The 22292-nt window shown below is 60.1% G+C and carries 20 protein-coding genes and 3 pseudogenes; 6 read left to right on the forward strand and 17 right to left on the reverse strand.

Annotated features, from left to right (window positions below):
* Positions 1–260: 260 nt before the first annotated feature.
* From AB4118_RS10320 to AB4118_RS10335, 4 genes and pseudogenes are all read right to left on the reverse strand, one after another.
* Positions 261–644, reverse strand: a complete 384-nt coding sequence (locus tag AB4118_RS10320; protein ID WP_441489658.1) for a hypothetical protein — start codon at positions 642–644, stop codon at positions 261–263.
* Positions 645–666: 22 nt separating this feature from the next.
* A pseudogene (locus AB4118_RS10325) lies at positions 667–903 on the reverse strand (recombinase family protein); the annotation flags it as partial.
* Positions 904–1200: 297 nt separating this feature from the next.
* Positions 1201–1353: a hypothetical protein gene (locus AB4118_RS10330; protein ID WP_441489627.1), complete on the reverse strand. Its 153-nt coding sequence runs from the start codon at positions 1351–1353 to the stop codon at positions 1201–1203.
* Positions 1350–1583: a hypothetical protein gene (locus AB4118_RS10335; protein WP_441489628.1), complete on the reverse strand. Its 234-nt coding sequence runs from the start codon at positions 1581–1583 to the stop codon at positions 1350–1352. The genes AB4118_RS10330 and AB4118_RS10335 overlap by 4 nt, the downstream gene beginning before the upstream one ends.
* Positions 1584–2363: 780 nt before the next feature.
* On the opposite strand from AB4118_RS10335, the gene AB4118_RS10340 reads away from it, so the two are divergent.
* From AB4118_RS10340 to AB4118_RS10360, 5 genes and pseudogenes are all read left to right on the forward strand, one after another.
* Complete coding sequence (locus tag AB4118_RS10340) at positions 2364–4811, forward strand: flippase-like domain-containing protein (RefSeq protein ID WP_441489629.1); 2448 nt, start codon at positions 2364–2366, stop codon at positions 4809–4811.
* A 66-nt stretch (positions 4812–4877) separates the two neighbouring features.
* The gene (locus AB4118_RS10345) at positions 4878–5648 is read left to right on the forward strand and encodes an FkbM family methyltransferase (RefSeq protein WP_441489630.1); all 771 of its coding nucleotides are present in this window, start codon (positions 4878–4880) and stop codon (positions 5646–5648) included.
* Between the two features lie 51 nt (positions 5649–5699).
* Positions 5700–7097: a hypothetical protein gene (locus AB4118_RS10350; RefSeq protein ID WP_441489631.1), complete on the forward strand. Its 1398-nt coding sequence runs from the start codon at positions 5700–5702 to the stop codon at positions 7095–7097.
* 466 nt (positions 7098–7563) lie between these two features.
* A complete protein-coding gene (locus AB4118_RS10355; RefSeq protein WP_441489656.1) occupies positions 7564–8589 on the forward strand; it encodes an NAD-dependent epimerase in 1026 nt (341 codons plus the stop codon).
* 14 nt (positions 8590–8603) lie between these two features.
* Positions 8604–8870, forward strand: a pseudogene (locus AB4118_RS10360) (IS66 family transposase); the annotation flags it as partial.
* Here the strand turns inward: AB4118_RS10360 and AB4118_RS10365 are convergent.
* From AB4118_RS10365 to AB4118_RS10425, 13 genes and pseudogenes are all read right to left on the reverse strand, one after another.
* Positions 8833–9183: pseudogene (locus AB4118_RS10365) on the reverse strand (dTDP-4-dehydrorhamnose 3,5-epimerase family protein); the annotation flags it as partial. The pseudogenes AB4118_RS10360 and AB4118_RS10365 sit on opposite strands and share 38 nt — an antisense overlap.
* Positions 9184–9204: 21 nt before the next feature.
* Positions 9205–10260, reverse strand: coding sequence for a dTDP-glucose 4,6-dehydratase (gene rfbB / locus AB4118_RS10370; protein ID WP_441489632.1), 1056 nt, complete (start codon positions 10258–10260; stop codon positions 9205–9207).
* A gap of 130 nt (positions 10261–10390) precedes the next feature.
* On the reverse strand, positions 10391–11422 hold the full coding sequence (locus AB4118_RS10375; protein WP_441489633.1) for a glycosyltransferase family 2 protein: 1032 nt from the start codon (positions 11420–11422) through the stop codon (positions 10391–10393).
* A complete protein-coding gene (locus AB4118_RS10380) occupies positions 11419–12369 on the reverse strand; it encodes a glycosyltransferase family 2 protein (RefSeq protein WP_441489634.1) in 951 nt (316 codons plus the stop codon). Before AB4118_RS10380 ends, AB4118_RS10375 begins: the two co-directional genes overlap by 4 nt.
* Positions 12370–12372: 3 nt before the next feature.
* On the reverse strand, positions 12373–13449 hold the full coding sequence (locus tag AB4118_RS10385) for a glycosyltransferase family 2 protein (protein WP_441489635.1): 1077 nt from the start codon (positions 13447–13449) through the stop codon (positions 12373–12375).
* Positions 13434–14345, reverse strand: coding sequence for an alpha-1,2-fucosyltransferase (locus tag AB4118_RS10390; protein ID WP_441489636.1), 912 nt, complete (start codon positions 14343–14345; stop codon positions 13434–13436). The genes AB4118_RS10385 and AB4118_RS10390 overlap by 16 nt, the downstream gene beginning before the upstream one ends.
* Positions 14346–14381: 36 nt before the next feature.
* Positions 14382–15302, reverse strand: coding sequence for a DUF268 domain-containing protein (locus AB4118_RS10395; RefSeq protein ID WP_441489637.1), 921 nt, complete (start codon positions 15300–15302; stop codon positions 14382–14384).
* A 46-nt stretch (positions 15303–15348) separates the two neighbouring features.
* Entirely contained in the window at positions 15349–16341 is a 993-nt protein-coding gene (locus AB4118_RS10400; RefSeq protein ID WP_441489638.1) for a class I SAM-dependent methyltransferase, read from the reverse strand.
* A gap of 72 nt (positions 16342–16413) precedes the next feature.
* Positions 16414–17100 carry an FkbM family methyltransferase gene (locus AB4118_RS10405; protein WP_441489639.1) on the reverse strand — a complete coding sequence of 229 codons (687 nt, stop codon included), beginning with the start codon at positions 17098–17100 and terminating at the stop codon, positions 16414–16416.
* A 215-nt stretch (positions 17101–17315) separates the two neighbouring features.
* Positions 17316–18764, reverse strand: a complete 1449-nt coding sequence (locus AB4118_RS10410) for an ABC transporter ATP-binding protein (protein ID WP_441489640.1) — start codon at positions 18762–18764, stop codon at positions 17316–17318.
* A gap of 4 nt (positions 18765–18768) precedes the next feature.
* Positions 18769–19596: an ABC transporter permease gene (locus AB4118_RS10415; protein WP_441489641.1), complete on the reverse strand. Its 828-nt coding sequence runs from the start codon at positions 19594–19596 to the stop codon at positions 18769–18771.
* A gap of 446 nt (positions 19597–20042) precedes the next feature.
* Positions 20043–20408: a hypothetical protein gene (locus AB4118_RS10420; RefSeq protein ID WP_441489642.1), complete on the reverse strand. Its 366-nt coding sequence runs from the start codon at positions 20406–20408 to the stop codon at positions 20043–20045.
* A 229-nt stretch (positions 20409–20637) separates the two neighbouring features.
* Positions 20638–21126: a peptidoglycan-binding protein gene (locus AB4118_RS10425; protein ID WP_441489643.1), complete on the reverse strand. Its 489-nt coding sequence runs from the start codon at positions 21124–21126 to the stop codon at positions 20638–20640.
* Positions 21127–21171: 45 nt separating this feature from the next.
* On the opposite strand from AB4118_RS10425, the gene AB4118_RS10430 reads away from it, so the two are divergent.
* Positions 21172–22292 (forward strand): acyltransferase family protein (locus tag AB4118_RS10430; RefSeq protein WP_441489644.1); only part of this gene is annotated, 1121 nt, incomplete at its 3' end.

Consider the following 22292-nt stretch of genomic DNA (forward strand, 5'->3'; position numbering starts at 1 on the left):
CGAGATGCCGTCGCTTCTCGTCTTGTCGCGGTAGACCGTGACGCTTTCCATCAGGCTGCGGATGATCTCGATACCCTCCCCGTCGCCGGCCTTGACCCTGCCGAGAGTGCGGACTGCATCTGTCCGAGCTGCTGCTCGTAGCGCTCAAGAACCTGCGGATGCAGCGCCACCGTCTTCAGCGGCTCGGCGATTGTTTCGAGTTCGGCCTGCAACGCACGCAGCTCATTGGCTGCCCGCTTCTGGTCGTCGCTCGCCTTCTGCTAATCGCCCCATTCGTTGATCAGCATGTCCATGGTGCGCCGGATGATCTTCTCCTTCTCGGCGATTTGCCGCTCGATCGTGGCGCGACGAAGGATCGCGTCGCCGGCGAGGCGCTGTCGCTCTTGGTGATAGGTGCGGACATATTCGGCCATGACCGCCGGCGCGCGCATCTCGCCCTGCAGGCCGGCGAGCGCCGCGCGCTCGACCACGTCGAGATAGAACGTCTTCGGATCCGGACAGATGCCGCTCTCGGTCGCGGCCGAGCAGCGGATCCGGGGTGCGGCCCGATTTGTCGGCCCCGCAACGCGCCAGTCCGGATCCGCATGAGCCGCAGCGCAACAGCCCAGAAAACAAATAGCGCGGCGCCGGTTTGCCTTGCGCATGCTCGACCGAGCGCTCGGCCTTGCGCGCTTGCACCTTGTCCCAGAGCTCCCGGTCGACCAGGGCCAGATCCGGCCGATCGACGCTCTGCCATTCGCTCTCAGCGTTCGGGCGCGAGACCCGCCGGCCATTGGCCGGGTCCTTCACCACCCGGACCTTGTTCCAGGCGATGCGGCCGGCATAGAGCTCGGGGGCCCAGCCGAGCGTGTGTCGATCTTGATGTCGTCGGGCAGGGCTGGCTCGCGAGCCGGCGGTTGACATATCGGCTCGTTTTTCGGCGGCGATTGCGCAGGCACCTCCGGTTGGCTGGGCCACGGCTTGCGGCGCGTGGCTTCTTCTTGATCCCGACACGGTCGCGGTTCAGCCCGATGAAAGCGGCTGCGCGCTCGGCCTGCTCTTTCGACGCTGTGATCAGCACGGGAGTTTCGCGGATATCGTCACGGCAAGCGGCGCCGATGGCCGTATGCTGGCCGTCGACCACTTCAAGCCCGTCTTCGGTCCACGAGCAGGATGGCGCCTTGAAGCGGCGCCGGTCCCAGCCTGTGGCGATGCGCTTGATCAGCGCGAGCGAGCGCTCGGAGAGGTTCCATAGGCCTCGTCGACCAGCAGCTCGCGCGGGTCGATCCATGTGACTTCGGGCTTCGCTGTGGGCACCGGCGCTGGCGCGAAGTCGGCGAGCGGGATCGCCGCGATGTTGCGCTTGCCGCTCATGCCGCGAACCTTTCGATGAGCCGTTGGGAGATACGCGTGCGCTCCAATCGGGCGACATTGACGCCGTTCGCGTAGGAGCTGCCGCGCGGCAGGCGCAGCGCGTCGCAGGTTTCGGCCGCCATCACGGCGTCGTCGCAATTAAGCGCGGCGCAGACCTTGTTCAGGGCGACGACGAGGAAGCCGGACGAAGTCGCGTCGATCCTGCCGACGTCGGGATACCCGACGAGCATCCGAAAGGCCTGCCGAACGACGAGCCGGTCAACCTGCCGCCCTATGACTGGCTGCAACAGGCCATTGGCGTGAAGACGCCGCATGTCATTGCCGGCCTAGTCGGGGGTGGCGTGCGCAGGCTGGCCTCGCCGCGTTTCTCCTGGCCGCAGCGGATTGTCTCAGCCCTGGTGAGTGCGGGCGTCGCCGGCTACGGCACGCCCCTCGCCGTGCCGATCCTGCGGAAGTGGCTCGACCTCTGGCAGTACCCAGCCGGCGATATCGAGGGCTCGCTCGGCTTCGCGCTTGGGCTGGCCGGCATGACCGTGTGCGACGCGTTGATCCGCTGGGCGCGCCACTGGCGCGACGGTCCTCCGTCCCTCCCGATACTACCGCCAAAACCCAGCGGTGGATCATCCGGGCAATTGGAACCGAGGGCCGTTCGTCGCGTTCGATCAGCGAGACTCCTCGGACTATCACTGGCTCCGTCAGCTCCGGCTGGCGGGGCCTTTTGCGTTCAAGGAGCGATAAGGCCCATTTCGGACATGAACTCATTGCTTGGTCGATGGCGGAATCGGCATTTGTCCCGGCTCGTCCGCAGCAAGTCACTCAGTTCAACCCAAAATTGGCCGATCGAAGCTATCGGGCGACGGACGTAAGCGCTTGCGATAAAGCTTTATTTTGGGCATCGCAGATTATTGTTGTTCAATGCTTAGGTTCGTCTAATCACGTGCGGCACGCGGGTAGACGCGGGCAAGGGTGGGGAGGCTGAACTGAGCGACGCCAAATCTGGCATCTGGCGGATGATAAAGCCGGCGGTTCAACTCGGGGCCGCTGTTGGGCTTGGCATCCTGATGGCCCGCCATGTCGATTTCACAAAGTCATTTCGGCTGCTGAGCCGGGTCGATCTCGTCCTGTTCGCAGGCGCCACCTTGTTGCTTCTTGGTCAGCAATTCCTGGCCGCAGTCCGCTGGCGTCTGGTTTCACGGGTCATGGGAGCGCGGCTTCCACTTCCTATCGCCTTCGATGCCTACCTGAAGGCGAATTTCGTCAATCAGGTCGTGCCTTCGACAATTGGCGGCGACGCCGTGCGCATCTACATCGCAGTCAAGTCTGGTATGTCCGCCGGGCTAGCAACGATCGCCGTTCTCATTGACAGGCTACTTGGACTGATCGCGCTGGCCGCCTTAGCGCTGATCGGCGCACTGGCTCTCTACCAACATATCCCGTCGCGCCAGATCGGCCTTGCACTTAGCATCGCGAGCGCAGGCTTAATCATCGGAGGCGCTCTCCTGTCGATGCCGAGGATCTGGTTTAGGAGAATATCAGCACTGTGGGCGCTCCACACCCTGTCCGACTGGATGGCTCAAGTTCTTGGCCGGCCTCGGGTCGCAACGTTGACCATGGCGTACTCGATACTTGGCCATGTCCTTATGATTATCGCTTTCGACTTGCTTGGCCGCAGCATCGGGGTGCCAATCGGCTTTATTGGATCCCTGGAGACGCTGCCGGCGATGATGCTCGCCACTGTCGTGCCTTTGTCATTCGGCGGCTGGGGCGTTCGCGAAGGGGCGGCCGTCCTGATCTTGCCCGCAATGGGTTACGCATCACAAGACGAGGCGCTGGCCGTTTCGATCCTGCTAGGCCTTTCCAATCTGACCGTGGGGATGGTAGGCGGACTTTCTTGGCTAATCAAAGGCCGCTTACGTATCCCGCAGTTTGATCAGATGGGGCCGAGTAGCATGCAAGTCCAACCTGTAGCGTTATCGGGGCCTGCCCAAATCGAGGCAGGCGGAGCCGTTGCACCTCGGACCTACTCGGACCAACTGGCAGAACGGAAACAGCGGATCAAGGCACATGCAGAGGCCACCGCGGAGACGCGTGACGCCTGGATCCAGAAGAATAACGCCTATTTTGATGAAGACTACCGCTTCCTGCGCCACCTCATTCCAGAAGGCTCGCGCGTACTAGATCTCGGATGTGGCACTGGCGCCCTGCTTGCGGCACTCAAGCCCTCGCACGGCCTTGGCGTGGATCTCTCCGCGCGGATGATTGACTGCGCCCGCATTAGGCACCCCGATCTGGAGTTTGTCGTCGGCGACGTCGAAGATCCCTCGCTGTTGGCGACGCTGACCGGGCCCTTCGACTATATCATTCTGTCCGACACGATCGGTCAGCTCGACGATATCGAGATGGCGCTCAAGGCGCTTCATCCCTTGTGCACCCGCGACACGCGACTGGTCATCACCCACTACTCCCACATATGGGAGCCCGCGATCTACCTGGCGGACCGGCTCGGGCTCCGCCATGCCACACCTCACAGTAACATCATCACCTCGAGAGACTTCAGCAACATTCTTGAACTCGCCAGCTTTGAGGTCATCAGGGACGAGCATCGACAACTTATTCCGTTCAGCCTTTTCGGCATCGGACCGCTAGTCAATCGCTATATCGGCACACTGCCCCTTTTGCGACGCCTGGGACTGCGCAAATACATCGTCGCCCGCAGCCTCGAGGCGGCAACGCCGACCCAGCAATCCGTGAGTATCCTGATCCCTTGCCGTAACGAGCGAGGTAACGTTGAAAGCGCGGTGACACGCTTGCCGCAATTCGGAAGCCGTCAAGAGATCATCTTCATCGAGGGCAACTCGAGCGACAACACTTATGAGGAATGCCTACGGGTCATGGCGCTTTACCCTGACCGAAACATTAAGGCAGTTCAGCAGGCGGGTAAGGGCAAAGGCGACGCCATGCGCACGGGCTACGCCACTGCGACCGGCGACATCATGATGATCCTTGATGCCGATCTGTCCGTTCCACCCGAGATGCTGCCAAGGTTCTATGATGCGATTGCATCCGGCAAGGGCGAGTTCGTAAACGGAAGCCGGTTGATTTATCCGATGCAGAGCGATGCCATGCGCCCACTGAATCTCATCGCAAATCGAGGCTTCGCGGTTCTGTTCTCCTATCTGCTGAATCAGCGCTTCACTGATACCCTCTGCGGAACGAAGATTTTCCGGAAATCTGACTATGATAAAATTGAAGCTGGACGCAGCTACTTCGGTGATTTTGATCCATTCGGAGATTTCGACCTAATATTCGGCGCGGCAAAGCAAAATCTGAAGATTGTGGAGATCCCGGTACATTACATGGCTCGTACATACGGGGAGACACAAATTTCGAGGTTCCGCGACGGATTTCTGCTTATACGTATGGTCATCTTTGGCTGGTTTAAACTGAGGGCTGTTTGAGGAGCCGTATGCGCCGCACTTGCAGTTCAATCAGCAGTGCATATTGGAGCAACGCGGAGCGTGCACATGGGGTTCGGGGTCCAGAATATCCTTATTGCCTTGTATGGCAGGGTGGAGGCCACTGGCATAATTTCGACCCGCGCGGGTCGGGCTGCCTTCGAATGGGCTTATCTCCGCTACAAGCGCTACTGGGAGGCCAAGAATGCAAGGCTGTTGCGTACGTTGGCCACGCCAGGAAGCGTCGTCATAGATGTCGGAGCCAATATCGGCTACTTCACAATCCTGTTTGCCCGCTGGGTGGGACCGGAAGGCCTCGTTGTTGCGATCGAACCAGAGCCGGCAAATGTTGAGAGCCTGCGCCGACGGATGGCGCGCCACCGGCTGAATCAGCGGGTCGATATCTGCGAGGCGGTTGCTTCCGACGCGATCGGACTGGCACATCTTGCTGTCAATGCAAGCAATCCGGCCGATCATCGCATGGCGGCGGTCGGACTTCCGGTCAAATCGGTCACTTTGGACAGCCTGTCTGACACCTGTGCCGGCCGCCGCGTTTCACTGATCAAAATCGACGTCCAAGGTCATGAGGCGGCGGTTCTTGAGGGCTCCAAGAAAATTCTACGCCAACAGCCAGCCATATTTATCGAACTAGACGAGGTTTTGCTCAACGTTAATGGCTCTTCAGCGTCCAGTATTGTCGATCAATTGGCGGAATACGGCTATGATCCGCACACAATTGGAAAAGAGGGCTTAAGCTCTCCCCTGAGCAAAATCGAATTGCAGGACATGTTGACCAGACTTGGTTACGCTGATTTTCTATTCCTGGCTCGAAAGTGCTAGATTTTTTCTATATTAGCGCAATTTACAGAGTATTGTATTGAGGATAAAATTATGATGAGACAACGTCGAGAGTTTATTTTAGCTTTCGCGCTGCTATTGATTGTTTTCTTCGCCATTCGCTTGCCGATTTTTTCGCTGGGCTGGGACGGCACCGACGGCAGTGGGCATGACACCGACATCTTTGTTCATGGGCCTCCTGGGCCGAACTATCTGCTGTTCGGTCGCGTGGACGGACAGTCAATCTATATGCCGGCAACTGGTCATCCCGCGCCCCCCTATGCGTTCATTGGGTGGCTGGGACAGATGGCTGGAGCGATCGTAAATATCCAGGCTATGTCAAACGGTGCCATCATCACCATGATTAAGGCGATGGTGAGCGGCTTCCATCTTTTGCTTTGGGTCGCACTCCTCGCGTTGGTGTCCAGAGCTCCGGTAGGCTTGGTCGCCCGCATAGCGGGATATGCCGCCGTTGTCGGCCTGGCGATTTCGCCTATCGCTATACAGTCGACCAACGAGTTTCAGATCGACACATTCCAGGGCTTCCTGACAGCCGCCGCCTACGCCATGGCCGTTCTGCTGGTCTATGCGGGCCAGTCCAAAGCTTACCAACCGGGCAACTTGCTGAACGTTCAGAACCTAGTCGTGGTGATCGCCGCAGCACTGGTGGCATTGGGAAAGAATGAATGGGCCTTGGTGCTCGCCATTGCCTGCATTTGCACGCTCGTGGCGCTGTCGCTTAGCCCAATTCTGTGGCGGGTAGATGCCAACGCGCGAACGGCGGGACTGACAGCGGTTGCGGCAACCGTGATCGGGCTCGTCGCGGGCTCCGGCCTGAGCATCCTCGTTGACCGGGAACTGTGGATGTCGGGATGGGGTCTCTTGTTCGGACTGATCCCTAAATTCCATGCGTTCGGGTCCTCGCAAGATTCGGATGCATTGTGGCGGGTGACCTCCCTGCGGTTACCATTCATCTTGTGTCACTTGCTGTTGATGGCCTACATCATGTTGAAGATCCTTGTCGCGCTCAAGCGCGGCAGCCCGGCTCTCCTCCTGGTGTTCCTGTTTGGTTTCGGTCTGTTCGCGGCATTTTTTCTGTCAACCTGGGGTCCGTATCCGCGTTATTTCGGCCCCGCATTTGGGGTGTTGGCCGTTACGGCCGTATGGCTTTTGGTTCGCGAGAATCAGCGGTCTTTGCTGGACCCTGTCTTCGGGTTTGCGCTGCTCGGTGTGCTGGGTTGGCAAGGCATTGAGCTTGCAACTGGCGACAACATCCGGCAACATAACCAGCACGGAATTTCCGAGTTCCGCGCGTCCAGCGCCGACTGCGTCCCGCTTATCCCGCTCGAGGGCGTGTATCGCTCGCCTAACATCGACTTCGCGCATTTTGGCTGGGGCTATGAAGGGGCCTCAGCTATCCTGTCACGTTATGGACGGACCGTTTGTAAATAATTCAAGCCGGCGAAAATAGTCTTCGCTACGAATTGACGCGCGTTGTTGACCGCGCGTTGCGTTATTTCGACGAAGTGCTTAGCCAATTTCTATAAATTTGTAATGTTATATCATCGGCGCGCTGGTATTACTCTAAAGGGATTCCATTGCGGCGTTTAGCGCCGTTCAAGATGCGTGAAGAACCTGGCCCATAGCGCCTCCCTCGATTCCTGGGTCGAGATTTCTCCATCAAAGCCCGGGATCAAACACCTAGGGCTTCGACCATCCAGAATTGCGCCTCTTTGTTTGCGCAACCCGCGCCGCCATTAAGAGCCCCCAACGACAGGGGGAATGGCAAGCCCGCCCCTTCTCGACAGGGGCGCCGGTGGGGGCTTCCCTACCAAGCACGAAACTTGTAGCGCAGCGAGCGTGTCTTGTAACGACCGCGCTCTCCCGCTACCACTTTGTCGATCTGGGGGCCTATTCCTTGACGATCAAAGCTTCACCTCAACGAGTTCTGCTAACGGGCGCCGCGGGCTTCCTCGGCTTCCATGTCGCCGAGGCCCTCCTGTCGCAGGGCGTAGAGGTCCTTGGGATCGACAATCTCAGCCCCTATTACGACCCGGCGCTGAAGCAGGCGCGGCTCGCCCGCTTGACACCGCGCAACGGCTTCTCATTCGAGCAGTTCGATATTTCCGATTACGACGCGTTTCAAAACGCCTTGGCTCGCTTTCGCTCGGACGCCGTAATCCATCTCGCGGCGCAGGCCGGCGTACGCTATTCGCTCGAGAACCCTCGCGCCTATGCCAGCGCCAATCTCGACGGTTTTCTGTCGGTGCTGGAGGCCTGCCGGCATCACCCCGTCGAACACCTGATCTATGCCTCGTCGAGCTCAGTCTATGGTGCCAATGCCAAGGTGCCGTTCAGCGAGCATGATAGCGCCGACCATCCCGTCTCACTCTACGCCGCGACTAAGCGCGCTAATGAATTGATGGCGCATTCCTATGCCCACCTTTACGGCATTCCGGTCACCGGTCTGCGATTCTTTACGGTTTATGGCCCTTGGGGCCGGCCGGACATGGCCTATTTCAAGTTCACAAAGGCGATCCTTGAAGGCCGAGCAATCGACGTCTACGCTGAAAGCCAGATGAGCCGTGACTTCACCTACGTCGACGATGTTAGCGAGGCGATCGTGCGACTGACCGGCGAGCCGCCCCTATCCTCGCCGAATTTCAACCCCGCCTTACCCGATCCCGCGACTGCCGCCGCCCCCTATCGCATCTACAATGTCGGCAATCACACGCCAGTTCGGCTCGATCGTTTCATTGCCGAGATCGAGACTGCCTGCGGCAAGAAAGCGATCAAGCGCCATCTGCCGATGCAGCCCGGCGATGTGCCCGCAACCTTTGCCGATGTCAGTGCGCTCGCGGGCCGCGTCGGCTTCAGCCCCACCACCCCCATCGAGGACGGAATCCAGCGCTTCGTCGATTGGTACCGCTCCTTTTACGGCTGACAGCGGGAAGGTCGCGCGGCCGGACCAAAACCGGCCAGCTCTTCGCCTATGCCCGCTACGACAGGCCCTGGGGCGGATCGGATCCACCTGGCATGGCCTATTACTATGCGCCGGATCGCAAGGCCGAGCAGCCAATCCGGCATCTTCAGGGCTTCGTGGGCACGCTGCAGTTCGATGGTTATGCGGTCTGCAAGGTCCTGGCTGAGCGCAACGCGGTGAGCCTGGCGTTCTGCTGGAGCCGCGTCCGACGCAAGTTCTACGAGCTCGCCAATTCTCTGCCGAGAGCTCGACCGCGACATGGCGTCCGAACGTGGGCGAAGACGCCCGGATATCGACCGCCACATCCCGAATGCGGCCGCGCGTGACACGCACTAACTTGTCCTGCGCGAGAGGCGCCACCTGGAAGTGCAGGCCACGCAATGTGCCGACCTGGGCTGAGCAGGAATGGTTGTCCTGCACAAAATCAAGGTTGATGCCGGCCCGCTTCATGTCGGAGCGGCTGTAGACCTCGGAGAAGAAACCCCGATGATCGCCGTACTTCTTCGGCGTGATCAGCTTCACCGCCGGGATTGCGGTCGCTTCGATGGTCAACATGGTCCCAGGGTCTTGAATGGGTCAGGCGGCGCCGAGGCGCTCGCCATGGTAAACCCCGGCGAGGATGTCGCCCCACCAGCGGGTATTGGCAAGGTACCACTCGACGGTCTTGCGCAAGCCGGATTCAAAGGTCTCCTTCGGCGTCCAGCGCAGCTCACGGTCAATCTTGCTGGCGTCGATGGCGTACCGTGCGTCATGCCCTGGCCGGTCCGTCACATAGGTGATCAGCCTTTCATGCGGTCCGGCCGGGTCAGGCCTCAACTCATCAAGGAGACCGCAGATCGCCTTCACGACCTCCAGGTTGGTCCTCTCGTTGTGGCCGCCGACATTGTAGCTCTCGCCCGTATTGCCGGTTGTCGCGACGGTCAGAAGGGCGTCGGCATGATCATCCACATACAGCCAGTCACGGATGTTGAGCCCGTTGCCGTAGACCGGCAAGGGACGTCCTTGGAGGGCGTTGATGATCATCAGCGGGATCAGCTTCTCCGGAAAATGATACGGCCCGTAGTTGTTAGAGCAGTTTGTCATGACGGTCGGCAGACCGTAGGTATGGTGCCAGGCCCTGACGAGATGGTCCGAGGCCGCCTTCGACGCCGAATAGGGGGAGTTTGGCTGATAGGCCGTATCCTCCCGGAACAGCCCCTCTTCCCCGAGCGAACCAAACACCTCGTCCGTCGAGATGTGATGAAACCGGAACGCCGCCTGCCCTGCGCCCTGCAGCGTGCGGAAATGCCGAAGCGCTTCCTGAAGCAGCGTGAACGTGCCCATGACATTGGTTTCGATGAAGGCTCCCGGGCCATCGATGGAGCGGTCGACATGGCTCTCAGCCGCCAGATGCATGATGATGTCCGGCTGGAACGAGGCGAGGATCGCCTTCATGCGGACGCCGTCGCAAATGTCGGCGTGCTCGAACCGAAAGCGCTTGTCCTGCGCCACGGGCGCGAGGGATGCGAGATTTCCGGCATAGGTCAGCTTGTCGACGACACAGACCTCATGCCCTGTCCCTGAGATCAGTTTCCGTACGACAGCGGACCCTATGAAACCGGCTCCGCCGGTCACCAGAAATCTGGAAACCACGTCAAAGTGCTCCGAAGACTGTTGCCAACCGCCAAGCATTTGCTCGACCAGACACCGGCGACTGTGTCAAGCCAGCGCCGGAGCCGGAAACGCCCCCCCCTCCGGCCGTCTGGTAACGGGACCGGATCGCTCAGCGCAAACCCAAAATCCCGACAATCCGCTTGATGAGGCGACGAGAACTCGACGGCAGGAAAGGATAGACCCGATATAGAGGGCCTAGCGCGAGGGCTTTCGTACGTAGGGCCATCGAGTTCAAGATCCTCCGCGGACCCTGCCCGACATGCGCGATTGTCAGTGCCGCACGCCTTGCTTTTGCTTCCTCCAGGATTTCCGCAATCGCTGGATCAATCGGGTCGGGCATTCCCAGGCGCCGTAGCTGCTCGACCGATTGAATGCGAAACTGATCGAAAAGTTGCTGCCACCTTCTCCGGATTTCAGGCAAGGCCCGTTGCGCGGGTGTCAATTTGACAAACATCATCATGGCCTCGCCAAGCTCGACCTGCGCGTTATCGTGGCATTCTTCCGTCACCTGATGGGGAGCATCGGCCGTTGTATTGATCAACGCTTCAGGCGTCCAAGCAAAATTGCCATTCTGCATGAGAACGCGATAGTAAAAGTCTATATCAACCAGCCACTTCATGCGCCGGTCATAATCCAGACCTATCCCGCGTCGCACGATCGTGGCGCTGGGCGCGCCAATGCAGTTGCCGAGGAACAGCGTCGCCGGTTCAGTTCGTAGCCGCTCAACCTGTTCTGGTGTCGCGCGATGAATTCGTTGCCGCCCGGCGTCCACATGGTCGACCCGGCTAGCGGCGAACGCGAAATCCGCGTGTGGATGCTCATCCAGCATATGGACAAACTGCCGCAAGGCGTCAGGCCGGATGAAACCGTCGTCATGATGCAACATCTTGATGTAGTCGCCGCGCGCCATCCGCACTGCGGCATTCCAGTTCTCGGGCGAGCCGAGCGAAGGAGCGTTGCGCACGTAACGACAGCGTTCGCCGAACGTAAATTCACTCAGTAAATCTTGCACTTGTCGATCAGGTGAGTCGTCTGACAGGATGAGTTCAAAATCCTGGTAGTCTTGCTGCACGAGAGAAATCAGAGTCGAGCGCAGGTATTGTACCTGCCGATACGCCGGAATGCAGATCGAAACCTTCATAACATTCGCTCCAGCATTCGGATCAGCACGCGGGCAGCACGTCGACGCAAGCGGGAAAAGGTCGAGCGCTCGCTGGCTGCGGCCTGGGGTCCGACCGCAACAGTGGAGCCGGGTGGGAGCCTCAGCGGAGGCGCTGGCTTGAAATACTCTCGCGCCCACCAGTTTTGCTTCACCAGGTTGGATTTACGTTGCTCTACGATAACCGAACAACGCGCCCAAGCTTCGCGGTTCCGCTGCTCCGCTTCGACATTCACGCCTTCATTCATGAGCGATATATTCGTGTTTCGCGTTCCCGTGCTGACATAGTATACGCATGTATAATTTTCAATGACCGCCGGTTCATGATAGTATGAAATGCGGAGAAGGAAATCCCAGTCCTCAGCGCGAACGAGATCATCAAGAAAAGGGCGATGCTTCAGCTGCGGGACCAGGCCGTCACGGTCGATCAACAGGCTATGAATCGGTATAAAATTCTCGTTCCACATGTCTGCAAGCGAAAATTGCTTACGTAGAAATGGTCGTGTCTCGCTGACAACACGAAACTCCTCGTCCTCTTTGCGAAGCAGCGTTTGTGAATAGGCCCATGTGCGGCCAGTGGCAGCCATCGCCTCGACCAGAAGTTGTATGTGGCCGGGTTCGAGGGTGTCGTCGTCATCCAGGAAGCCGATGAAACGCCCGCGGCCAAAATCCCAGCCTATATTGAGATTCTCGGCGCGGCGGTCGCCAGATTTAGGGTTTCGCAACAAGGAGACAGGCAGCGGCGATAGATCTTTCGCGATTCGCTGAAGCTCGTCCCATTTTCGACCTTCCGCGCCTTGGTAGACGATGATTACTTCGACCTGCTGCCATGTATTTGCGGCGACGCTGTTGAGCGCACGGCGTATTTCACGCGGGCGATCACCCAACGTCCGCATGACCAGCGATACCAATGGAGTTGATTTATCCATCGGTCAGCCTTGCGACGGCGATGGCCATAGCCGCGCTTTCGCGCGGCGCATAGTGCTCAGGATCGCGGCATATATCGGCACGGAACGCCCAGCGTCTGATGCCGAGATATATCGGCCGGTTTCGGGATCGCGTGCCAGATATCGTAAGTCCGCATCCACCCGTCGCGCGGTCTCCTGGAACTTAGACCGTAAAACGGCATGCAGCGCTGATGTGTCCCAATAGCCCGAACGAGCGTTCGCCGTCTCCAGTCGCTCGAACCAGCCTGCCAGCAGGGCCAGGTAGTTGGCCATCGGCAGCGGCCGTTCAAGAAGGACACTTTCGTGAAGAACAAAGTCGTCCTCGCTGAAATCGACCGCGGCAGCCTGAAGCATCCGCCGCCGTACGCGCAACGAAGCTTCGTGCTGTTTCGACGATGAGTCGGAACTTACCTGCTGCGGATGAAGCCGGTAGCTCAGCACGACATCAGGCAGGTTTGCCGAGGGAACGCGCTCGAGCAATTGGCTCCAGAGATGATAATCTTCCGCGTGTTTGAAAGCTTCATCGTAACGCATCTGGCCTTCATCAATGAGACGGCGGCGGAACATCAGCGCCGGATGTGCTAGCGGACAGAAGAATAGCATCGCTGGCCGAATGTCATCATGCTTCGTTGGAAACTGAAAAACCTTCGGCTCGGGGATGTTCCCGAAGAAGCGGATGGCGCCGCCGACGATATCGATCCCGGCGTTGGCCCGAAGGAACTCCACCTGCTTTCGAAATCGCGACGGCTCGCAAATGTCGTCAGCATCCATGCGCGCAATCAATGACGCCCGGCATTCGCCGTAGGCTCGGTGCAGGGTCGTGATAAGTCCTAGATTGCGTTCATTGCGGAGCACACGCACGCGTGGATCGGTGGCAAATTCCTGCAGCACTATGGCCGTGTCGTCGGTCGAGCCGTCGTCCACCAACAGCAGCTCGAAATCCGCGAAATCCTGGGCCAGCACGCTGCCAATCGCCTCCCGCACATGGCGGGCCGCATTGTAGGTGGGCATGACGACACTCAAGGTCGGCGCCAGTTTTGCCTCCATCACAGCCGGACCCATCGTTCGGGCAGCAGGTCGCGCGTATCCAGCTCGTCGGAGGCGAACCAGCGTTCTGGCGCCACCACGATCTTGTCCTTGCTAGGATTGAGCCAGGCTCCCCACCAGCTGAACGAGCTGTTGGCGATGACATGGTGCCGGCAAAGGCTCATCAACTGCATGTCCCGATAGCCTCGATCCGGTGGGTTTGCGTTGACATAGGTAATCGGCAGATTGAAGCGCAGATTATCCTGGACCCATTTTTGGTCGTCGGAAAAAACAAAAACATGCGGGCTGGTCAGCCGCTCGCACATGAAGTCGATCGCCCGGCGGTAATAATCCAACGAACAGCTACCGTGAACTGCGTTCGTCGTAGCATCATTGACATAATCGCCACGCCGCACATGCACGGAGACCGATTCGACCCGTTTGATCTCGGCTGCGATGGCGGCGTTCTCAACTTCCAAGGGCACGACAGATGTTAGCTCAGCCCGGATGATGTCCGCAGCGTCAGAAAAATAACGTTCAGACTGCCAATATCCAACCATGTGGAGCGGCAGGGCTTGCTCAGCCAGTTTTCTGTCGAAGTGAAAGTGCGGCTCCGCGTAACGAGTGTCGTCAGCAGCCCTTCTGCCGGAAAAACGATAGACCGCAGCCAGAGCGCTCCTGATTAGTGTGCCGCCGAGGCTCAGCGCGCCCGAGCGTGGCTCCAACCGGGATGGTTGGGTCTCTGCCGGGGGCGCCGGCAGCGCCTGGATGGGAAAGCTACCGAGCTCGAATTTCCGGAGGGTATAGGTATCGAAAGCCGACAGATCGAGCTGCACCTTCGCGCCGCGCCTGAGCGCGAGGGCGCGCGCGGCCGCATACTGGAACATCTGATTCCCAAGCCCGCCGATCACTCGAGTGGTGATTGTGGTCATGATGTGCACCGGGCCGAGAAGGGCGCTTCGACGTCGTCAGGAGAGGGGCTTGCGAAGCCAAAAACATCCGCAAGCATATGACTGAGATCGGACATGTTCGCTCGATGGCGCGACGACCAGCCCGTCGCTGCCCGCTTCTTCAATCAAGGTGAACTCGACCAGCTCCAACGGGTGGAATGCACGCGCAAAATCTTCGTGATCGTAGACACGGTGAGCATTGAACTGGACACGCGGCTTGCCGACAGGCGTCGCGACCAGCAAGTCGCCCCCCGGCGCGACCACGCGCACCAGCTCCGCGATCGCCTTGAGGTCGCCGTCCACGTTGAGCGGGTCTCCGTAGCGGCCAAGTCCTATATGCTCAAGCACGTGCATGCAGCTGAGCGACCTGACGCTGTCGTTCTCGAACGGGAGCCGCGTAAGGTCGGCGGCCCCGCAATACAGCCCGTCGAGCGAGATCTCGGCCGGCCTGAAGTCGTAGAACTCAGTCGGCACGAACGCTGATAGGATCGAGCAGAACGCAATGGTCGAGGATATGTCCACATGCTTGTCCGGGCGCGTGCGCGCCAAGATGCGCGCCGCCCAGGCGGGGTGATAAAGATAGTGGCGATCGAACGGTGTGGTCGACGTGCGGTCGTCGAGGCACGGATAGCGGTCAGTCCAATTGACGGAAAGCCTCTCTCCTGTCGACCGCGCCTGCGCGGCGAACTCATCGAACTCGGCTTTGAATCTGACAAGGCGCGGGTCATCGACCTGCCCATCCCCGGCTATCCGAGGTGTGAGGGCGAGCTGAACCACCGGCTCGTTCGCCAGCACTGCCTTCAAGAAATCCTGCTTCAGCGCCGTTCTGGCAACGAAACGTGGATCAAGCGCCATCCTGCCAAGGTGCCGAAACAAATCCAGGAGACGTAACGGAAAGCTTTTAGCAGCCAACCGGGAATGTGCCGACACCATCAACATACTTTCTTCTTATCAAAATTACGAAAGCCACACGATGTGCCGGGTGTCAATCACGGCACTTGACCGCCCGAACGTGGCAGCCGAAATGCAGCATTTCGGTGCTGCCGCCATCTGCGGCGGACAGGCGTTCGGCCATCGCCAGGACGGCCTGCGTCGCGTAGCTCTCGAGTGGTGTGGCCACCTTTCCGGAGAACTGCTGCGCCATGAACTGGATGCGCCTGACCTCTTGCCCGATGCATTCGAAGAAGTTGCCGTTCGGCACGAACTCCACGATCTCGAAGCCCAGACGTCCCAGATGATGTTCGTGAAAATAGCGATTGAAGCCTGTTGCATAGTGGAACGGCGCGAAATGAGTCAGACTCCAGAACGGCGCCGTGACAATCAGGACGCCGCCCGGCTTGAGCAGGCGCGCCATCTCGTTCAACGCCGCGACAGGATCGACGACATGCTCCAGCACCTCGGTGCATAGAACCGCGTCGAACGCGCCATCGGCTTCGGGGATGGCGGTGATGTCGCTGACGATGTCGATCTCGGCGAAGGTCCAACTGCCGGTGTGCAGGCCAGCGTCGCCCTTGCCGTTGTAGATTGCGACATCCTGCGCGACATAGCGCAGATGCCCGCAATGCTTCTTATATTGGCATTCGCCGGCGCCGGCATCTAGCAGCCGTGCGCCGGCCGGCAGCTCCTTGAGCACTTTCTCTACCCAGGCATCTCGCGTGGCGGAATTCGTCGTGCCGACCTGATATTGCCCCTGGTCGAGGCTCAGGATTTTGGCGCGCTCCTCCTCGGACGCGTCCAGGATGGCGTCGATATAGGGCCTCAGTCGCGCCGCAAGCGAGCGCTCCACGAAGTCCGCGTTGTCGAGCGTGGACTCCATGAGCCCGCGCTTGTCCAGCACGGCTTCGACGAAAGCCTTCGACTGGATGGTCCGCACCACGAAATCATGGTGCTCCTCGAAGGTCTCGAGACGGTGCAGCGCAATACCTGGCTGCCGCAGCTGCCTGAGCAGCCGCATCAGCTTGTCGATGCGGGATTTCATGTCCACGATTCCACAAAGGCTGCGCGGTGCCTCCACGCAGCGCCAACGTCAAGCGCCTTCCGATGCACGCGTTCAGCCGCGCCGGCTCCACGCCGCTGAATCGACGAAGATGGTGTTAATGTATGTATCCGCATACAACATGTATCCCTTCGCTGACAGGATCTCCGCAGCTGATGAGCTTTTCGTCTGCAAGCCTGTCCGGCTGTAGCTCAGCGTTTCGACGCAGATGACTTTCGGGCGCGCGAAGTCGAAGTCGAAACCGGCGATGATGTCAGCATCTCCACCTTCGACGTCGATCGACAGAAAATCCAACGAACGCTCCGGGAAATGCGTGGCCACAATCTCGGACACGGGCACAACGTCAACTGTCGTTACGGCACGAATGGGGCATGCTTCCTCGCGCTCCAGCCGATGCGCCTCAGCGCGGCTCAACGTGTTCAGTGTTGGTGACGACATCAAGAAGAAATCACGGGTTCCCTTGTCCAGTCCCGACACTGCAACGTTGAGGATTCGATCCTTCGGACGTTGTCCAATGATCCGCGACACCAGTTCCGGATCGGCCTCCACGCAGACACCGGTTGAGCCTTGTTCATAAAAATGATACGTATTGCTCAATTGGACTGCGTCATATGCGCCGAGATCGAGGTAATTCGGGCAAGGAATGCTCAGCACATCGAGTATGAATCTTGCGATCAGATCTTCACCCGACTGTGCGTAACTTGCCTTGCCGAGGTGCTTTTCGGGGGCCAGCGTACTCATGATAAATCCTCGTCAAGCTGTCGTAAGCTGTTGCCGGCTTCCCAGGTGATTGTTGCCTCAAGCATCATTGGTTCAAGGCATGACCGTCTGATCTGCAACTCAAAGCTTCATGTTTGCGCAAGCATGGGATGGGACAATACGGTCCGCATGCTTTTCTGGTTGAATGGACACGTCGTCGATCCAGGTCGGCCATGAACCGATTGGCCATTTGTGCCTTACGCGACGCCATGCTGCCATCGAAGCCGAGGCCGAAAAAATCCCGGAAGGGGCGACTGGTGACCATGGCGTCGGTCGTCGACGCCATCGGCCTCCTCGATTTCAAAGCGTAAGGTACCAGCACCGGTGGTGAGATAAGTTGTACGATCAGCCTTGAAGTGGCTCAGACTGACATTGGCGGTAAAACGTCCGATGTTCAGCAGGAAAGCTGGCAGGATGCAGGTTACGCTATGCTTGCCGGCCTTGCCGGGAATTGGCTTGTCAGCGATGGCGGCAAACAGGAAAACGCCGTTCTCATCGTAGAGATTGACGCTCGGAACAAGGTCGACTCCCAGGTCGCCGGTCACATTGAAGTGCGACGTGACATGCAAGGCGTGATGGATGGGCAACTTGTCTGCGATTCCGCCCTCCTCCGTCGAAATGGAGCCGCCAAGACACTCCACGGCGCCGGGATAGTCCGACCAAACTTCGACCGTCGGATCGGGCAGCGTGAACTCCGCGCGATGCCAACGCCAGTGGCGCCGTCGTTCGGCGCCCGAAGTCATGTCCTTGCCTGACGCCAAGGCGATGGTTCCACCCTCGGCTCCGGCAAGGCCCCGGACGTCCGCATGCTCCTGTTCGTACCGCTCCGCCTCGTCGGCCTCGATCTGTTCGATCACGTTGCTGTTGTACTCGCGCGTCGCCTCCACCACAGGACCGAAGGACACCATGCGCCCCGCCTCGAGATAGAGCGCCTTGCGGCACATCTGGCTCACCGTCGCCAGGGAATGGCTGACGAACAGCACCGTGCGCCCTTCCTTCGTCAGCTCCCGCATGCGCTCGATGCACTTCTTCTGGAAAGCCTGGTCGCCGACGGCCAGCACCTCGTCAACGATCAGGATGTCGGGGTCGAGCCAGGCCGAGACAGAGAATGCAAGCCGCACATACATGCCGCTCGAATAGTGCTTTACCGGCGTATCGATGAACTTCTCCACCCCGGAGAAGTGGACGATCTGGTCGAACTTGCGGCGGATCTCGATATTGCTCATGCCGAGGATCGCGCCGTTCAAGAAAACGTTCTCGCGCCCCGAAAGCTCAGGGTGGAAGCCGGCGCCGACCTCCAGCAGGCTTCCGACCTTGCCGAAGATCTCGACGCGCCCTTCCGTCGGCGCGGTCACACGGGAAAGGATCTTGAGCAGCGTCGACTTGCCGGCCCCGTTGGCGCCGATGATGCCGACACGCTCACCCTCCTCGATGTCGAACGTCACGTCCCTGAGCGCCCAGTATTCGCGTGCGAGCTCCTCCTCCCGCGCCGCCTTAGACTCGGACGTCGCCTCGCCGGGCGTCGCCCAGCTCTTGCGCTGGCCCAGCCAGCCCCCGAGCACTTCGCGAATCGACGTACTGGCATCGCCGCCGCGGTTGACGTCGTAGCGCTTGCCCACGCCCTCAATACGGATGGCGATACTCATGACCTCACATCACGTCCGCGAACGTGTCCTCGAGACGGCGAAACACGCGTACTCCGTAGATCAGCGTGCCGATCGCAAACAGAATCGACCACAGCACGCTGGGCGCGAAGATCAGCTCGGGCTTACCGAGAATGCACCAGCGGAACGCGTCGATAATGCCCACCGCAGGGTTCAGCGCGTAGACGTACTGCCACTTCTGCGGCAGGATGCCGGTCGCGTAGCCGACCGGCGAGGCGAAGATGCCGAGCTGGAGGACCAGCGGGATGAGCTGCCGGAAGTCCCGGAAATGGGCGTTGAGCCCCGCCGCCATCAGACCGAGGCCGAGCGCGGTGAGGACGGCCAGCACCGTCACGAACGGCAGCAGCACGATCTGCCAGCCGGGCGCGATCCCGTGCCAGGCGAGCAGCACCCCGATCAGCACGAACGCCACGAGATGATCGACGACGCACACCACGACCGAACTCAGCGGAATGATGATGCGTGGGAAGTACACCTTCGAGACCAGCGAGGCGTTGGCGATCAGACTCTCGCTGGACACCGTGAGCACCAGCGTGCACAGCTGCCACGGCAGCAACCCGGTCAGAACGATGAGAACGTAAGGAATTCCACTAGAGGGCAGCTGCGCAATGTAGCCAAATATAAAAGTATAAACAAGAACTGTCGCCAGAGGCTTGATAACAGTCCAAGCAATGCCGACGACCGTCTGCCTGTAGCGCACGACAAGATCGCGCCACGCCAGGAACGCAAGCAACTCCCGGTGTCGCCAAACGTCACCCCAGTAGCTGTCGGAGTGCGATTTCGGCGTGATGACTGTGTGTACTTTTTCACCCATTAAAGAGCTTGGTCCTTCGGCGTTGCGAACGCCTTAACCAAACCGGTCAGCGGCGGCAAGGCTTTTCGACCTGTGCCGGGCTTCTGGTCAACCCCGACCAGCACCAACCTGGCAGAATTTGCAGCCTCTGGAGGGTTTCGGGATTCCGGCAGCAGCTTTTGTGTGATTCATGGATAGTCGACATGAAGGTGTCCGACCATGGGATCGGATTTGCAGAGGTGGCTGGCGCCGTTCTTGGCTGCGTTCGGACGGGAGGCGCGGGCACGTCGCGCTTGCGGCTCCAGAAGTGCGTCCAGGCGAGTGCCGCGCCGCCGAGAGCAGTTGCGGCGATCCAGTCGCCGACATCAGCGGCCAGATAGCCGCGCTGCACGAGCGCGCCGGTCAGGCCGTAGATCGCGATGCGGATGTATTGGTGGGCAGTGTCTCCGGCAGATGGGGAAAGCGGTTCAGCGGCCGGCGCGGGCGGCTTCGATCGCGGCGTAAGCGGCGGCGGCGCTGACCAGTGCCTCGACGACGCTTTGCGGCGGCTTGGCGCAGACGGTGGCGAAGACGATCCGGGCGTCCGCCGTGGCGCGCTGGATCTTCTCCGGCGCGAACATGTCGACGGCGAAGGCCGCCAATTCGATCTGCCCGCAATATTTGATGAGCTGCGCCGAGGCCTTGGCGACCTGACCATCGGCCTTGGTGCTGCCGATCACCTGGCCGACACCGGCCGCGATCTGGCTCCAGCCGGTGGCGGAGGTCTGGGTCGTCTGGCAGCCGGCAAGCGCCAGCGCGCACGCGACGGCAACCGCCGCGAAGAGGCGCTTCATGATGATGCTCCGATGTGGAAAGGCGGCGAACCCGGCCGCTACGGGGGGCAGGCCTTCAGACTAAGTGGCCGAGCTCGTCCTTGCGGACGTCGAAACTGGGGCAAGCCTTCGCGGCGTATTGGTTGCGTCCGGTGACTTTTTTGACGGTCGGGTAGCGTGCGATCAGCGCCTTCACGTGTGCGAGAAGAGCGGCCTTCTGGGCGGGGGTGCGGGTATCCTTCGGCGTCTTTCAGTCAGCCGCGAGCCCGCCGACATAGACGACGCCGAGCGTGCCGATGTTGTGGCCGGCGACATGCGACCCGATCTCGGCTTCAGGCCGGCCGGGCGCAACGGTGCCGGCGAGCAGAACGACCCAGTGATAGCCGATGTCTTTCCAGCCTTGGGCTTTATGCCAACCCCGGATCGTCTCGACCGAGACCGGCCTGCCCTCCGGCGTCGTCGTGCAGTGGATGATGATCTCATCGACGCGGCGCGGCGCGCGCGGCTGGCCGAACCCGGGCAGCGAAGGCGCGGCGGGGGCCGCCTTCGGCTCCGTGCGCTGCGCGACCGCCGCCTGAAGCGCCTTGATTGTCTGCGGCCCTACGACACCGTCGGCTGCGAGGCCGCGCCCACGCTGGAAAGCCTGGATCGCCGTCTTGGTCTTCGGCCCGGGAACGCCATCGACGGTCACAGCATAACCGAGCGCGACCAGCGCCCGCTGTATGGCGGTCGTGTCCATGACGTCTCCAGGAATGGAAAAGCCGCCGGTTAGGGCGACCCTGGGGTGGTTGACTTCGGGCTGGCCTGCTGGCCATTTCGGCGGATGAACAGCCTCGGCGACATCGATGCGATGCCTGACGCTCGTGGCCGCGACGTGTTCCTAGATTGCCTCAAGGGGCTGGCGATCATCACCGTTGTCTTGGGGCACACATTCCAAGGCGTCGGCCCTCGCTTTGACGACTACACGCCGTTCAAGGTCGTATACTCGTTCCACATGCCGATGTTCATCTTCGTGTCCGGCATGGTCGCGTCGATTGGGTTCAAGAAGAAAATCTTCGCAGATATGCCGCCGGGTAGCTTCATCGTCGGTCTCGTGAAGAGCTCGGTGCGTCTACTGCTGCCCTTCTTCACTTGGGCACTGGTCTCTTTTTACCTGGTGCAATCATCGACTGATGACCTCTCGCAGTGGATGCTGAGGGTCGTCTCGAACCCGGACAACGCCCTGTGGTTCCTATGGGTCTTGTTCCAGTGTCAGATCGTTTTGGCACTGATCGGCGCCAGTTTCGCAGCGCTTCGGCGCTATCGGCCGATCAATCTGGAGGCTATCCGGCCCGTTTACGTTGTAGCCCTGCTTCTGCTCGTGGCCTACCCAACCCGCAAACTCTTCCAGGCCACCCCGAACGAGTCAGGCCTTCACCTGACCAAGATCTATCTGATTTATTTCCTGGCGGGTGCTCTGTCCCACATATGGCGCCCTAAGGGGTTGCCGGCGGCAATCCGATGGGCTCCCTACCTCGTGTTCGCTCTCGCCGTGCCCTTCTGGCATCGGTCGAATCTATCGCCCCTGGTTGAGGTTCTGCCGGCCGTCACGCACCCGGACAATTTGAACACCGCGTATCAATATCTGGTTGGCTTTGCGGGAACGTTTGCCTTCGTCGATTTCGCTAGGGTCGTCGCCAATAGGGCTCCTCGGTGGGTTGCCCAGGCGCTCTCGTACATCGGCGCGCGCTCCCTCGATATCTACGCAATCCACTTGTACGCGCCGGGCGTCTTCCCGCCTGTCATCGCGCCAATCGCGCTGAGCCTTGCCGCATCCGCCGTCTTGCGAACGAACCCGGTCACGTCGTGGCTCTGTTTCGGGCAATGGAAACGCTCGATGAGCCTCCTGCCCACCGCGGCTAGATC

It is taken from the genome of Allobosea sp. 2RAB26 (genome assembly GCF_052115465.1).
GTDB lineage: Bacteria > Pseudomonadota > Alphaproteobacteria > Rhizobiales > Beijerinckiaceae > Allobosea.

Excerpts from the sequence above, each read along its gene's own strand:
- AB4118_RS10410 (WP_441489640.1), bottom strand. The coding sequence starts at position 18,764 with ATGAGTATCGCCATCCGTATTGAGGGCGTGGGCAAGCGCTACGACGTC.
- AB4118_RS10390 (WP_441489636.1), bottom strand. The coding sequence starts at position 14,345 with ATGACCACAATCACCACTCGAGTGATCGGCGGGCTTGGGAATCAGATG.
- AB4118_RS10385 (WP_441489635.1), bottom strand. The coding sequence starts at position 13,449 with ATGGGTCCGGCTGTGATGGAGGCAAAACTGGCGCCGACCTTGAGTGTC.
- AB4118_RS10375 (WP_441489633.1), bottom strand. The coding sequence starts at position 11,422 with ATGAAGGTTTCGATCTGCATTCCGGCGTATCGGCAGGTACAATACCTG.
- AB4118_RS10425 (WP_441489643.1), bottom strand. The coding sequence starts at position 21,126 with ATGGACACGACCGCCATACAGCGGGCGCTGGTCGCGCTCGGTTATGCT.
- AB4118_RS10415 (WP_441489641.1), bottom strand. The coding sequence starts at position 19,596 with ATGGGTGAAAAAGTACACACAGTCATCACGCCGAAATCGCACTCCGAC.
- AB4118_RS10320 (WP_441489658.1), bottom strand. The coding sequence starts at position 644 with ATGCGCAAGGCAAACCGGCGCCGCGCTATTTGTTTTCTGGGCTGTTGC.
- AB4118_RS10350 (WP_441489631.1), top strand. The coding sequence starts at position 5,700 with ATGATGAGACAACGTCGAGAGTTTATTTTAGCTTTCGCGCTGCTATTG.
- AB4118_RS10420 (WP_441489642.1), bottom strand. The coding sequence starts at position 20,408 with ATGAAGCGCCTCTTCGCGGCGGTTGCCGTCGCGTGCGCGCTGGCGCTT.
- AB4118_RS10405 (WP_441489639.1), bottom strand. The coding sequence starts at position 17,100 with ATGAGTACGCTGGCCCCCGAAAAGCACCTCGGCAAGGCAAGTTACGCA.
- AB4118_RS10340 (WP_441489629.1), top strand. The coding sequence starts at position 2,364 with ATGATAAAGCCGGCGGTTCAACTCGGGGCCGCTGTTGGGCTTGGCATC.
- AB4118_RS10335 (WP_441489628.1), bottom strand. The coding sequence starts at position 1,583 with ATGCTCGTCGGGTATCCCGACGTCGGCAGGATCGACGCGACTTCGTCC.
- AB4118_RS10400 (WP_441489638.1), bottom strand. The coding sequence starts at position 16,341 with ATGAAATCCCGCATCGACAAGCTGATGCGGCTGCTCAGGCAGCTGCGG.
- AB4118_RS10330 (WP_441489627.1), bottom strand. The coding sequence starts at position 1,353 with ATGAGCGGCAAGCGCAACATCGCGGCGATCCCGCTCGCCGACTTCGCG.
- AB4118_RS10395 (WP_441489637.1), bottom strand. The coding sequence starts at position 15,302 with ATGTTGATGGTGTCGGCACATTCCCGGTTGGCTGCTAAAAGCTTTCCG.
- AB4118_RS10380 (WP_441489634.1), bottom strand. The coding sequence starts at position 12,369 with ATGGATAAATCAACTCCATTGGTATCGCTGGTCATGCGGACGTTGGGT.
- AB4118_RS10345 (WP_441489630.1), top strand. The coding sequence starts at position 4,878 with ATGGGGTTCGGGGTCCAGAATATCCTTATTGCCTTGTATGGCAGGGTG.